Annotated in this window: 10 protein-coding genes; 4 read left to right on the top strand and 6 right to left on the bottom strand. The window is 30.1% G+C overall.

The annotated features are described in order from the left end of the window. Positions 1-22: 22 nt before the first annotated feature. Together AWE51_RS20360 and AWE51_RS20355 are read right to left on the bottom strand one after the other, a co-directional pair. On the bottom strand, positions 23-736 hold the full coding sequence (locus AWE51_RS20360; RefSeq protein WP_066317463.1) for a PspA/IM30 family protein: 714 nt from the start codon (positions 734-736) through the stop codon (positions 23-25). A gap of 3 nt (positions 737-739) precedes the next feature. After that, the gene (locus AWE51_RS20355; protein WP_066317459.1) at positions 740-1,135 is read right to left on the bottom strand and encodes a type III secretion system chaperone family protein; all 396 of its coding nucleotides are present in this window, start codon (positions 1,133-1,135) and stop codon (positions 740-742) included. A 324-nt stretch (positions 1,136-1,459) separates the two neighbouring features. On the opposite strand from AWE51_RS20355, the gene AWE51_RS20350 reads away from it, so the two are divergent. After that, positions 1,460-2,218 carry a helix-turn-helix domain-containing protein gene (locus AWE51_RS20350; protein ID WP_066317457.1) on the top strand — a complete coding sequence of 253 codons (759 nt, stop codon included), beginning with the start codon at positions 1,460-1,462 and terminating at the stop codon, positions 2,216-2,218. 67 nt (positions 2,219-2,285) lie between these two features. On the opposite strand, the gene AWE51_RS20345 is transcribed toward AWE51_RS20350, so the two are convergent. Next, on the bottom strand, positions 2,286-4,391 hold the full coding sequence (locus AWE51_RS20345) for a cellulase family glycosylhydrolase (protein WP_066317454.1): 2,106 nt from the start codon (positions 4,389-4,391) through the stop codon (positions 2,286-2,288). A 409-nt stretch (positions 4,392-4,800) separates the two neighbouring features. Between AWE51_RS20345 and AWE51_RS20340 the strand changes: the two genes are divergently transcribed. From AWE51_RS20340 to AWE51_RS20330, 3 genes are all read left to right on the top strand, one after another. Then, on the top strand, positions 4,801-5,256 hold the full coding sequence (locus AWE51_RS20340; protein WP_066317453.1) for an ankyrin repeat domain-containing protein: 456 nt from the start codon (positions 4,801-4,803) through the stop codon (positions 5,254-5,256). 20 nt (positions 5,257-5,276) lie between these two features. Beyond that, positions 5,277-5,858 (top strand): hypothetical protein, encoded by a 582-nt coding sequence (locus tag AWE51_RS20335; protein WP_066317451.1) that lies wholly within the window; start codon positions 5,277-5,279, stop codon positions 5,856-5,858. A 904-nt stretch (positions 5,859-6,762) separates the two neighbouring features. Further along, complete coding sequence (locus AWE51_RS20330) at positions 6,763-7,377, top strand: hypothetical protein (RefSeq protein WP_066317445.1); 615 nt, start codon at positions 6,763-6,765, stop codon at positions 7,375-7,377. A gap of 123 nt (positions 7,378-7,500) precedes the next feature. Here the strand turns inward: AWE51_RS20330 and AWE51_RS20325 are convergent, their stop codons facing one another. The 3 genes from AWE51_RS20325 to AWE51_RS20315 form a co-directional block, all read right to left on the bottom strand. Then, on the bottom strand, positions 7,501-10,050 hold the full coding sequence (locus AWE51_RS20325; protein WP_066317441.1) for a DUF3857 domain-containing protein: 2,550 nt from the start codon (positions 10,048-10,050) through the stop codon (positions 7,501-7,503). Between the two features lie 87 nt (positions 10,051-10,137). Continuing rightward, on the bottom strand, positions 10,138-11,580 hold the full coding sequence (gene asnS, locus AWE51_RS20320) for an asparagine--tRNA ligase (RefSeq protein WP_066317440.1): 1,443 nt from the start codon (positions 11,578-11,580) through the stop codon (positions 10,138-10,140). 668 nt (positions 11,581-12,248) lie between these two features. Beyond that, on the bottom strand, positions 12,249-14,657 hold the full coding sequence (locus tag AWE51_RS20315; RefSeq protein ID WP_066317438.1) for an efflux RND transporter permease subunit: 2,409 nt from the start codon (positions 14,655-14,657) through the stop codon (positions 12,249-12,251). Between the last annotated feature and the right edge of the window lie 32 nt (positions 14,658-14,689).

The following is a 14,689-nucleotide window of genomic DNA, read 5'->3' as shown; positions in this document are numbered from 1 at the left end:
TTTTTTAGAATTAAAATATGTATTACGACTTTTTGTCGTTCATGCCTAATTGCTCTTTGAGCTTAGCTAAATTATCATCGGCATTGGCTTTAGTAACATCAATAGCCTTATCTAATTCTTCATCTATTGATTTCGAAGTGTTAGCAATATCCCCATAAGCTTCGGCAAGAGCTTCCTCTTGACTTACTTTGTCTTTCATTCGTTCTAGCATAGATACTGTACTTGAACTATCTATTTCTGCCATTTGCTTATTTACATTTTTGGTAGCAGCAGAAACTTTTACACGTGCCTTTAGTGTTTTAAGTTCATTTTCCCATTTGCTAATATTTTGCTTTATTTCTTGAACATTTTTTTCTAGTTGTTCAACAGAAGTATTAAATTTCTCAGCTTCTGTTTTGCTTCGAGTTTCATGTTGACTAGACTCTTCTTTCTTAATTAAAGCTTCTTTCGCTAATCGATCTGCTTCAGTACTGTCTAGGTCTCCGTTTTGAGCTTTTTTAAGAATTAACATAGCCTTTTGCTGATAGTCTTCTGCCTTGTTAGCATATTCTTCGGTATCATTTTTGGCTCTAATTGCTAAAGCTTTAACTTGAGCTAGTGCTTCTAAGCTTTTTTCAAGATCAGTTTTCATATCTCTAATGCCTTGTTCTGTCATTTTAATGGGATCTTCCATTTTATCAATTGCAGAATGTGCTTCAGCTTCACCTATTTTAAATAGTCTTTTAAAAAAGTTCATAGTTTAATATTTTGAATAATTTATAATTTGATCTGAATATTCACTTAATAGCAATCCTAAAGAATTTAATGATCCTTCGACTTCATTAAGGTCCAGATGTTCGACTTGTAATGTGTCTCTAAAAATTACTTTTTCACCAGTTTCGTCAAGTACAAATGCTCCATGAACGATATCTCTGTTTTTTTGAAGTAAATTTCGATAGACAACTTCGTTTTTGTTTTTGATATTAAAAATATGTTGTTCCATAATTAAAATTGGAGGAGCTACTCCTATAATCATATTTTTAATCCCTTCATTTTCTTTGCTAATCATGATGATTCCTTCCCCTTTATTCTCATGAGTGATAGTGTACTTAAGTTCAAGTAAATAATCTTTCACGAGTTGAAAATGATCTTGCATAAGATGGTTGTTTTTGTTGGATTATTAGTAAAAAAATTTCAAGTATCTGACTGTAAATCAATATTACAAAAAGTCGAATAACTTTTCTGCAATATTTATGGCTAAATGTGCCAAATAATATATAAAAGTGATCATGGGTATAAAAATTAAAATTAGTAATTGGTTGTGTGCTAAAATTTTTAGTAAAACGTCCCTCACTTCTTCATTTTGGGTATTAAATTTAGAAGTAATTCTACTAAAATTAGCTTTTTAATCAAATAATAGCTAATATTGTTAGTGTAAATGTACAATTATTTTTTATAATTGCAAATAAAATTAGCAAAAATGTCTTTTTTTGGAAAAAATATCAAAAAAATTAGAGGAGTAAAAGGTTTAAGTCAACAAGCATTTGCAGAGTTGTTTGAGCTTAAGAGAGGTACGTTAGGTGCCTATGAAGAGGGTAGAAGTGAACCTAAAATCGAAACAATTATTAAAATTGCTAATCATTTTAGCATAAAAATAGATGAATTGCTAACTAGTGAGTTAACTGTAAATCAGCTTTTAAAGTTTAAAGGAGACCTGACAACCTATGCAGAAGATCTTAAACGAGAGCAATTTGCTGTAATTCCCTGTATAACAGACGCAACAGCAAATGATTATATTGCTTTTTATGATAAAGAAGGGTTTGTTAATGAACTTCCAACATTACAATTACCACTAAATGCAACCAAGAAATTTCGCGCATATACAGTTAGTAATTTAGAAATGACTTCACATGATAAAGGGTTTTATCCTAAAGATATTGTAGTAGGAGAAAAAGTTCCTTCTTCAATTATTAAAAAACTTAATAATGGTACTTTGGTATTTGTTGTAGTAGAAAATAAATTGATTTTTAGAAGATTATATATAACAAAAGATGAGGTTGTATTGAGAGCAGATCATAAAAATATTGATGATGAGCGTTTTGCACTTTCAGATATTAAAGAATTATGGAGGGTTCGATATGTCTTTTGTAAAAGAATACCAGAATTTGGAGACCAAGTAGAAGACAAATTACTGCTTATCGAGCAACAACTTCAAAAAATGAAAGAACAGTTAGGATAGAGAAAAAGGGTTGATTAATATCAACCCTTTTTTAGAATTACCATTTCTTACTCTGTACTGTTAAAGCTTATTTATTTGTTTTTATAAATTGTATAGATTTTCGAGTTTTTCTTCCTTTGACTTCTACAAAATAAGTTCCATTAGGAAGTTTTGATACGTCTATAGCATTGTTTTCAGAATCTAGTATTGTTTGTAATATTGTCTTACCTGAAATATCAACTATGTTAATATGCGCTTTTTCTTGCAACCCTGAGATATTTAAATTTCTTGTTGTGGGAATTGGATATGCTCTTAACGTTACATTTTCAGAGTTCTCTAGGCCGCTTTTTGCGGTTCCACAATTTGGTGGAGTACTTGAATTGCTATAGTAGAGAGTGAATCCTTTGGTTTTTGAAACCATAACAAAGTTATCGCCATCTTTTGTAACCCAATAATCACCGTCAAGATTTGTAAAACCTGTTCCGTTTAAACTAATAGCAGGCATAGCTGCATTAAAACTTTGAGTAGCATTAGCCAAAAGGTCGTTCCACCAATTAGGAGTCCCATTATTAGTATTCATAGAAAGTTGGTATAATCCATTATTAGATAAATCCCAGTTGATAGTAAAATTAGTAACATTACTCAGGTTAGGGCCACCAGTTCCTAATACATGTATATTAGAATACGAACTATTGCCTGTAGAGGCTAGTGGTGTTGAAATCGGAGTTTGATATTCGCAATCATTACCATCTGGATCTGGAGGATTTGAATTTGATGGAGTAATTTGAAACCAATTAATATTAAACGCTCCGGATAAAGCATATAGTTCTATTGTTTTAGAACCTGATGTAAGAGATACTGTTGTTGATATTGTTTCCCAAATTTGCCATCCACTGGTTAAAGGAATATTAGATGTTTTTAATACAGAGTTTCCAAGTTTGAATTGTAATTTACCTGTGTTTTTAATACTTGCAACTCTATATTTTATATCATAATCCCCACTTGAAGGAATATTCACTCTGTACCTTAAATAATCTCCATTATCAATATAGCCAATGTTACTACCTCCGCCTGTATCTGTTGTCGCTTCAATTTGTGTTCCTTTTTGTTCGCAAAAACTCTCGGCTTCTATAATATTATTAATAGAAACGCCATTTCCTTTACATTCTTCGACAGGTGGATTTACAATAGGTCCATTCCAATTTTTGATAATATCCTTAATGTAGATACCTGTTGTTGTAAGATTGTTACTGGTAAGTCCAGAAACTCCAGTGCCGCTGGCAACTACAGAGGCTCCCTCTGCTTTGTCACTTACAGACCAGTTGGCGTGACTAATACCATTTGTTTTCATAAAGTCTAACCATTTTTGAGTTTCTTGTCTATCTGCCGCTCCATCTCCGTTAGCATTTACCGCGCCCCATTCTGTAACAAATATGGCAATACCATTATTCATAGCACGAGTAGCCTCATCTCTTAAAAATTGTTTATGAGTCCCCGAATAAAAATGTAATGTATAGGCTATATTACTTTTTTGAATAGGATTGTTTGAGGCTTCAACCACTTTTTGTGACCATTGCGGAGAACCTACTATAATTAAATTATCAGGATCTTTGGCTCTTATGGCATCAATAACAGCTTCAGAATAAGATTTTACAGTTTGCCAGGATTGTGCTATAGGCTCATTGTATACTTCGTATATAACATGATCATTAGTACCATATAATTCTGCCATTTCTGTAAAAAATGAAATTGCTTGTTGTTGATATTGTTCTGCATTATGAGAATGCCAGTCGATGATAACATAAACTCCATTTGCGATAGCAGCATCTACAACGGCTTTTACTTTGTTTTTTTCTCGATTTGGATTAGAGATGTAACCTCCAGGTTCTTCAATTCCCATAGAAGCTCTAACGATACTAGCATTCCAATCTTTAGCTAGATGATTAACTGTAGCAGCGTTATAAAATTTGGCTCCTTCACCAAAATTACTCCAGAATAAACTGTTGCCAGCTAAACTTATTGGATCGTTATTCTTGTTAACTACTTTATTTCCAGAAACTCTAAGTCGACCATTTTTTTGAACAATGGATTGAGAAAAAATGGACTGAGTAGAAATAAAAAGTAAGGCTAAAACAAAAGACTTTAGAATAGTTTTTTTGTTTTTTTTGAGTAAAAAGTGTTCTTGTGTTTTCATAATTAATTTTAGGTGTTAAAGAGTAAGTTTGTAAAATGGTATTATTTTAAAAACGATACATTAAGATAGTTATTTTGATTTTAAAATATGGTTTTAGATAAAAGTGATCTTATTTCTATATTTAAGAATGAATACGAAAGTTAATGGAGTAAATAATTTTTTCTTATTGTGAAATTTGAACAATCAATTTAACTTATTGATTTCATAGTAAGAAAAAATTATCTTTATGATTATATTCTAAAAAAAAGACTGAGCATAACTAACGCCTTTGTTCTGTAATTGATGATGAGTAAGAGAATATTAAGAAATGCGATAATTTTCTGTTAATTTAGAGCCTGATCGTTATTCTTTTTGATATTTTGAAATAAAGAACAATGATTTGTTATACTAATTTACCTTAATACAATACATGGAAGATATATTTAATGCTATTCGATCCGAGAAATTAGATAGTGTAAGAGAAATTTTAACTGCAAACGCTGAAATCGTAAATGTAAAAGATTCTCGTGGTTCTACACCTTTACTATTAGCTTCGTATTACGGTTTTCAAGAGATTACTCAAGTGATATTAGAACATACTACGAATATAAATGCTAAGGATAGTTCTGGAAATACGGCTTTAATGGGAGTGTGTTTTAAAGGATATTATGATATCGCTAAATTATTAATAGATAAAGGAGCTGATGTAAATCAGAAAAACTTTAATGATGCTACAGCATTAATTTATGCAGCTACTTTTGGTCAAAAGGAAATCATTAAATTATTAATAGAAAATGGAGCTGATATAGATGCTCAGGATAATAAGGGATATACGGCAGCGATGCATGCAAAGAATCAAGGTATTGATTTTTCTGAATTTATTTAATTTTAGTTTAGTCTTAGTTAATGAAATACGATTATAGTATAGAAGATATAAGATCTGTAAATGTCAGATCATTAAAAGGCAATAATCGTCTTTTGATGTCTTCATCTATGGTTGCTATTTTTGAATCTTTTTTGAAAGAAAATATAGGTAATGAGGTTGTAGTGGTTAACACCAATATAGGGATGGAAGTGTATTACTACGCTAAGAACAACTATAGTACTTTTATTAAAGAAAGTCTCTTATTATACACCATAAAACAACTCGACCAGTCTAAATTAAAGTTCAGAAACAATTTAGATAGGGAAGAAGTTTATCAGAGTTTTTGTGAAGCATTGCAGACTTTTTCAAGATATCCACAACTTTTTCTCGCGTACACAAAGAAATTTATTCATCTTAAAAATAAAAATGAGTCTAGTCGTTTTGTGATTCCGATTTTAAACAATTTTTTTGAAGAAACCTTAAAAGTACTTACAGAAACTGGAAAGATGCCCCATCATGATAAAATAAAAAAGGCAAAAAATAAGTATCATCAATCGGATACACATAAAATGATTGTTAAAAAACTGATTTCAGAAATTCTTCTTAAAAAGCATCATAATTAAAACTTATTTACTGCTACTTTTTTTTCAGTACAATTAATTTGTCTATAGTAAAGTTTTGTATTGCAGATGATTATGTGATAATTTTTTTGAGCAAAGTATTATTTTGTTGTTTTTTTGATGAAAAAAACGAGTAATTGTGATCAAATTCTGAAAATTATTTTGGTTGGTTAGGGGGAAATACCCCCCTTATTGTAATGTAAAAGTATTAGTAATCAGTATCAATTCTTCTTATTTTGTAAGTTTATTCTTTCTTTTTTGATGCTTTAAAACTTTAACATTTCCGTTTAAAGCCACTGTTTATCGGTGAAAAACAAGCTCATTTGGTTTTCGCATAACTATATTACGGTTTAACCGTATACAGATATAGTGAAACAGTTATTAATTTTACAATGAGTTGATAACCAATGTTTATCACAAGTTCATTACCAAATTAGATTCGTCAAAATGTCAAATAGTCTTCAAAAATCCCCAGAAGAATGTTTAACAAATTTTAAAAAAGAAATAAACTCTTTTTTAATCTATAACCTTCTAAAAGAGAAGCGTTATAAAATCTAAAAATAAAAATGACGAAATCGATTCAATTTTTTACTTCCGAAAAAAAGACCAGTTCTTCATTTCTATTTTATGAATGATACTTAATAAGGGCTTTTATTAAAATTCACTACACAATGAGATGTTGCTTGTTACTTAATAGGTCAGCAAAATTTCAAAAACAAATCAAATAATTCATTTAACAAGCTAGAGTATTTTAAAATTTATCAAAAAGAATTTCTTTTTGACATAGGATAACTTTTGCTCAATTTTCTCAACGAAAAACTTGTTAAATACTTGAAAATAAAAATGTTAACAAAGTGAAATAGACATTTTTTAGTAAAATGTTTTTAATAAATAAATAAAGTTTGTCATGAAAAAATTACTATTTATCGCCACAATTTTTCTTTCTCTATCTTGTAGTAACGGAGACGATTTTGAACCAGTTTATATGGACAAAATATTTGTAGAAAACCCAGAGAGAACTGTAAAAGTAAATATTATATATGTTGAAAATGAAGGAGATGCTAAAAGGTCATATAATTTTAATGAGCAAGAATTTATGAACTATTTAAATGGATATTACTTTCATAGACTTGGTATAGGTTTAGAATTAAATGAATCAAAGGTTTTGGCAAATGAAGAACTTTATGATTTAAGAGATAATGTAGGTTCTGAGGCGAGTACATTTTTTATGCAATCTCAGGATTCATATGAAAAAGGAAAATTGAATATTTACATTATTAAAAGATCTAACATTATTGGTGTTGCAGGGATGGGTAGAAACCAAAGAGTTTTGCTAACGGATACAAACATATTTAATTCAACAAGCCCGCATGAAATAGGTCATGCTCTAGGTCTTTTTCACGATGATGAAATTACAAATATTATGAGTACCACTTTAAATAAAGATTTAAGACAATCTTTTAATGAAGAACAAGAAAAAAGAATAGAAAAAAGAATAGATCAAATTAATTTAGGAATGTAATTATTAATTATAGAATTGGCGATAAATTCTTTTTTATAAAATACATTAGTATACCCTTTTTTAGTAGATTGGAGCTATACAAAAAGAGCTAAATCATATGATTTAGCTCTTTTTTTATTGAATTTACGTATCGTTATTTTTTTCTTTAATCCTTAGGGTAAAGGTTGATTTTACTCTTTTGGATATTAAAAAGTAAGGAACCCATATTATACTTCTAATAAAAGAAGTGCCGATCTCTTTAAAAGTTTGCACTTTTTCTGCCTCTGTAAACAAAGTTGTGTTAAGGTTAAACGCAATAATAGAATCAAAAGTTAGAAAAAGAAATGTTCCAACGTAAAATATAATCATTAATCTAGGTAAAATATTCCTTCGTTTAAAAAATAATATGATTAAAAGTATGGAAAAAACAACAAGTACAATATTGTATGTTAATTCTAAAAGAACTAATAATGAATAAAATAATTCATTTAAATTTTTATGATCTTGTATAATATAGTTCCAAGTATTATTTCCGAAAAAATCTTCATAACTATTGAATAACTGAAAGATTACTTTAAAAGGTGTTAGGATGAGGCCAATTGAAATAAGAATAAGCCATCCGCCAATTTGAAGTGGATTATTGATTGACTCTTCTACTTTAATATTGTAATTAGCATAAATTCTATATGCAAAAAATAGACTGGTAATTAGGATAAAGATACCAAAAATAATAAGATACCAACTTAAACTAGAACTTCCTGAAGCTATATTTTTATCATAGGTAAGTAGATAAGATAAGCCATTAAGAATTTTTTCATGTTTCTTGATAAATTTATTTGACTCTTCTGGTTTGACATGGTTTTTTAGTGTTTTGTATTGATGTCTCAGAGTAATTTTTTTATATGAATAATCTATGTCATAGATATATTTGAAAGACTTTTCTTCAATTACGGTTCTTTCATTTTCGCCATCTAAATCTTCAGGTAAATTTATAACTATACTTTGTTCGAAATCGACAGGGTATTGAACATAGTATGGCATAGTTCTTTTAGGAGTTTTATCCGGATTGGCATATGATTCCATATTAAGAGGATAAAATTCACTAACAAGAATGTCTTTATTTTGAGTAGATGCTTTCCATAATGAATCGATAAAGTAACCCTCTTTAATTGTTACTTCGTTAATACTTTCTCTATTGTCAATAAATTCAATTTTAGAGAATTCCCTTATACTTGGATAAATAGCACTGTAAAAATTCAAGTATTCTTTTTGGATTTTCTCAATATCTTTTTGCGCAAAATTTATTCGTTGATCATCTGCGTATGATCCACTATACTTAGTGGTTATGAAAAGGTATGCCGTACTTCCTATTTCTTCTATATCAAATTCTTCTGTTATTTTAATAGTATTTTCAGATGCTGATTTTATTTTTGAGAGCTCACGTTCTGATGTGTTTAGTATAAGTCCAGTTGTATAATTTGGGACATAAAGATTATCAATATTTCCTCCTTGATTACTTATTGTGGGATCAATGAAATAACTTTGATCATTTTTTTTAACCTGGACGATGCAATGATTGAAGACGTTTGGTGAAGGTAATTCATTAACTATATTAGTTCCATTGTACGAGTTAACTAGAATGGGGTTTGCTTCAAAATCAAAGTTTCTTAAGATTTCACTTAATAAAAAGGATTTTGCTTTGCAGTCACCATATCTCTGTTTTATTACTTTAAGTGGGTTGTCCGGTTTGTGAGAATTTAAACCTCCTTCAAAACCTAAATATCTAATCTCATCTTGAACAAATTTTCTTATTTCGGTTAACAAAGAATCCTTAGGAGTATCTGAAAATAATTTTGAAACTTCTTTTTTAAGTTTTTTTTGTTCAATACTACTAAATGTATAATGTTTGGTATATTGGTCGACTACCTCTTTCCATGAGTTATATTCTGAAATAGATACACTAGGTATTGGATCATACCACGATGGTGTATTTGTATCATAGATTATAGGTTCAATAGTATCGTGTTCCCATAGGTATTCTGTAATTTTTTCACTTTTCTTAATCTTAGGCTTATCAGCATCGTTGAAGTATTTAAACGATAACTCTCGATTTGAAGGAACTACAAGTCTATTAAATAAATACCCTATTGGAATTGAATATTGAAAAACCAACTTATTATGATATTTATTTTCATAAACAGGATTTCTACCTTTTATCGTAAAAGAATAATCAATAAAATCTCCTTTTCTTACATCGGTTAGATTTACAAAAGCAGTAAGAGTACCATCATAAAGATACCTTTCCATATTTGTTTCTCTTTGGACTGTTTTTATTTGGTCATACGAGAGTTTATTGATTATTGAACCATCTCTAATGATATTGATACTATGAAAAACTAATTTTTGATATGAAGGATCAAAATCTACACTTAAATCAGACACTTGTTGAATGCCTTCATTATTAATAACTTCAATATTATAGTGCGAGAAACTTTGATTATTTCGAATATTGTTTTGAAAATCAATTATATGATAATAATAGCCAGAAGTAGTTTCTTTTTTTTTGTTTTTAGTAGTTGTTTTTTCTATTATTTGTACCCATTCAGGGGTTTTAGAAATAGAGATTTTATTTTTTTGCCCAAACCCATTTAAGTAGACTAATGTGTACAAAAATAGAAGTATAATTTTTTTCATAAAAATGAATTAATATACCTCTTGAAAGAAAGGTGGGGCTCTTTCAAAAAGAATAAGATTAACAAAGTTGTTTAGCTATATTGTAAATTAAAACTCAGCGTTAAGCGGTGTTCTAGGATAAGGAATTACATCTCGAATATTACTCATGCCAGTCACAAATAAGACTAAACGTTCAAACCCTAAGCCAAAACCGCTATGTACACATGTTCCAAAACGACGTGTATCAAGATACCACCAAAGATCCTCTTCAGGGATATGCAGTGCAGCCATCTTCTCTTTCAGGACATCTAAGCGCTCTTCTCTTTGAGAACCACCTACGATTTCACCTATTCCAGGGAAAAGAATATCCATGGCTCGTACAGTTTTTCCATCTTCATTTAAGCGCATGTAAAAAGATTTGATATCTGCGGGATAATCAAACAAAATTACCGGACATTTAAAATGTTTTTCAACCAAAAACCTTTCATGTTCACTTTGTAAATCTGCTCCCCATCCTTCTATAGGAAATTTAAATTTTTTCTTTTTATTCGGTTTAGAGTTCTGAAGAATTTCGATTGCTTCAGTATAGCTAACGCGTTTAAAGTTATTTTCTAATACAAACTTTAATTTATCGCGCAATAACATTTCTGCACGTTCTGCTTGAGGCTTTTGTTTATCTTCTTGAACAAGACGATTTTCAAGAAATTCTAAATCATCCTGACAATTGTCCAAAGCATATTGGATAACATATTTTATAAAGTCTTCTGCAAGATCCATATTGCCATCAAGATCACAAAAAGCTACCTCGGGTTCAACCATCCAAAATTCTGCTAAATGGCGTGAAGTATTAGAGTTTTCTGCTCTAAAAGTAGGGCCAAACGTATATACTTGACCTAAGCCCATAGCATAAGTCTCAGCTTCTAACTGCCCAGAAACGGTAAGGTTAGTTTCTCCTCCAAAGAAATCTTTACTGTAATCTACTTCTCCTTGTTCATCTTTCGGAACAGCATTTAGATCCAAATTAGTAACTTTAAAAGCCTCACCGGCACCTTCTGCATCACTTTTTGTCACTACTGGAGTATGTACATAGTAAAAATCGTTTTTTTGAAAGTATTCATGAATAGCAAACGATAATTTAGAACGCAAACGCATAATCGCACCAAAAGTGTTTGTACGCACTCTTAAATGTGCTTGTTCTCTCAATTTTTCTAAACTATGACGTTTAGGTGAAAGAATAGTTAGTTTTAATTCTTCTGGATCTGCATCACCTTCTATTTCTATAGCTGTTACTTGTATTTCTACACGTTGTCCTTTTCCTTGACTTTCTACTAAAGTTCCTGTTATAGTAAGAGCTGCACCAATATTTATTCTTTCCTGAATTTTAGAATCGATAGTGTCATCTTCGACAACACATTGAATGTTATTAATAGTCGATCCGTCATTTACGGCAATAAAACGATCATTACGAAAAGAACGAACCCATCCTTTTATGGTTACAGGCTGTAATAGCTTATCACTTTTTAATACTTCTATTACTTTAGTATGCTTCATTATTTGTGCTGGTTTACTAATATTAATAAATTTTAATTCTATACGAGACGCTTAAATTTAATTATAATTCTAAGCGATGTATAAAATTTGAGGTAGCAAAGATAATTTTTTAATCTGATAGAATCATAATCTTATGAATTCAAAAATTTATAGCGAATTTTTTATATAGGGATAGTTTGGTATCCTTTTTGTTTGACGTAATATATAAACAAGTGAAATTTTAGAATCTGACGTTTTTTTGGAATAAGGTTCAATGAGGAAAACCGTAAATACCGTCTTTTGGTGGGTGGTAAACCATATTTTAGAAAGTTTTTTTCGATAAAATCTTACATGTTTTTATTTTCTTTGAAACAATTAAAATACTGCAAATCAAGTAATTAAACTGATTTTAAGCGTTTTTTTTAAATGTAAGAAATGTTAAAATTTCAGTTAAATTCTGAAAAAGGGGATTTTTCCCCCCCTAGGGCTATTTTAAAATACAAAAAGGGGCAGTATCTTGCATATGCAATTATGACGATTGTGTTTACGTTAAGTTTAGTTCGATAGGTTTTGGGGTAATCTATCTTACAGAAGTCCCGTTAATTTTAACGGGGCTTTTTTTATTTTAAAAAGATAACTTTAAATAAATTAAAGGGAAGTGTTGAATTTGTTTTGTAGTGTATTATCCGCTATTCTTCCTCTTGTTCAGATTCTTCTAGTTCTTCTTCGTTCGGAATAATTTTTAAAGTAGGTTCTTTTAGTGTTTTTTTGTTGGCAATACTGCGTTCTAAAGACAGTAATAAAGAAGGTAATAATAATAGGTTAGCCAACATTGCAAATAAAAGAGTAGTAGAAACTAAACCTCCTAAGGCTTTCGTTCCACCAAAACTAGAAATCATAAATACAGAAAAACCAAAGAATAATACCGTAGATGTGTAAAACATACTTACGCCTGTTTCTCTAAGTGATGCAAAAACTGATTTTCTAATTCTCCAGTGATTTGATTTTAATTCTTGTCGATATTTAGCTAAAAAATGTATCGTATCATCTACAGAAATACCAAAGGCAATACTAAACACTAAAATAGTCGAAGGTTTTATAGGTACTCCAAGATATCCCATAAGTCCTGCGGTCATTAGTAGAGGTAGTAAATTTGGTATTAAGGAGATTACTATCATTTTCCAGGATCTAAACATCCAAGCCATAAATATTGCAATAAGTATAACTGCAAGGCCTAAAGAAAAAGTAAGATTCCACACCAAGTACTTTGTTCCTTTTTGGAAAATAAGAGCTTTTCCTGTAAATGATACATCGTAACGCTCTTTGGGAAATATTTTTTCTAGTTTTGGAGCTAGACTTGCTTCAATTCTATCCATTTCTTCTGTTCCAACATCTTTCATGAAAGTTGTGATTCTGGCATATTGGCCTGTAGAATCTACATAACTTTTCATAATTCCTGAGTCTGATTCAAAACTTTTAGCATAGGGTAGTATAAAGTTTCGTTCCTGACTTGTTGGTATCTGATAATATTTGGGATTACCATTATAGAATGCTTGTTTGGAGTATTTAACCAAACTTACAATGGATATAGGTTTTGATAGTTGCGGATTTTCTTCTAATAATTCCTGCAGTTTTTCCATTCGTTTTAAAGTAGAAAGCTTTAAAACGCCTTGTTTACGTTTAGTATCTATTAATATTTCTAATGGCATAATACCATCGAATTCTTTTTCAAAAAACGTTATGTCTTTATAAAACCCAGCAGCTTTGGGCATATCTTCTAATAAACTACCAGAAACTTTAATAGTGTAAATACCAATGATGCTTACTATTAAAATTATTACAGATGAAAAATAGATGGTAATTCGTCTATTTCTTACCATATTTTCCATCCAGTCGATTAACTTCTCTATCCAGCCTTTTCCTAAGTGTTTAAGATGTCTTTCTTTAGGTTGTGGCATGTAACTATATATAATAGTAATGACTAGTAAACACAGTATAAATAACGCTATTATATTTAGCGAAGCCACAATACCAAACTCTTTGAGTAGCTTACTTTCTGTCAAAGCGAAAGTTGCAAATCCCGACGCAGTAGTAACATTAGTCATAAGAGTAGCATTACCAACTTTTGTTATTACACGTTGTAATGATTTAGCCTTATTACCATGCTTTTTAATCTCTTGTTGATACTTATTAATTAAAAAGATACAATTCGGAATTCCAATAACGATTACCAAAGGAGGTATTATAGCAGTAAGAACGGTTATTTCGTATTCTAAAATACCCAAGATTCCAAAAGCCCACATTACCCCAATAATAACCGCAGTCATGGATATAAAAGTCGCTCTAAATGACCTAAAAAAGAAAAAGAAGATTAACGAGGTTACAAGTAAAGCGGCAAGTATAAAAACAGAAATTTCATCCATGATGTTCTGAGAATTCATGGTTCTAATATATGGCATACCAGATACCTTAACATCCATTTCATATTTTGCTTCGAATTCCTGTACAGCAGGATTTAAAACATTTTCAATAAATAATTTTCTGGCTTTAGTATTTACAATATCTTTTTTAAGATAAATTGCGCTTTGTATAGTCTTAGAGTTTTTGCTGTAAACGAGTCCTTCATAAAAAGGAAGTTTAGTAAACAACTCAGATTCATAGGCAGCAACTTTTTCATCGGTATATGTAGAATCTTTAATAAAATCGACTAATTCAAACCTTTGGGGGTTGTCTTTTTTGATTAACTTTTTAAGATCAGCGATAGACACGACAAGATCAATTTCTTCGTATTTTTTAAAAGAATTATTAAAATCGTTCCAAGCTTTTAGTTTTGTAGGAGTAAAAAGACTACTGTCTTTTACTGCCATTACAATAAGGTTGCCTTCTTCTCCAAACTTTTGCAGGAAGTTTTGATACTTGATATTGATCTCATGATCATCAGGAAGTAAATTGGCCTCCGAATGGGAAAATTTCATATTTTTCCATTGAAAACCCATAAAAATTGTAATCCCTACTATTGTTAGGAATATTATAGCTCTATTTCGAAGTATAACTCCAGCCAGTGCATTCCAAAACCCGAAACTGAATAATTTTGCCATTCTTTATTTGCCTGATGCAAATGTAAGAATTT

Origin of the sequence: Aquimarina aggregata, assembly GCF_001632745.1 — a bacterium.
In the GTDB taxonomy this organism is placed as follows: Bacteria; Bacteroidota; Bacteroidia; order Flavobacteriales; family Flavobacteriaceae; genus Aquimarina; species Aquimarina aggregata.
The sequence above is the reverse complement of the archived record's forward strand: the minus strand, read 5'-3'. Positions and strand labels throughout refer to the sequence as shown.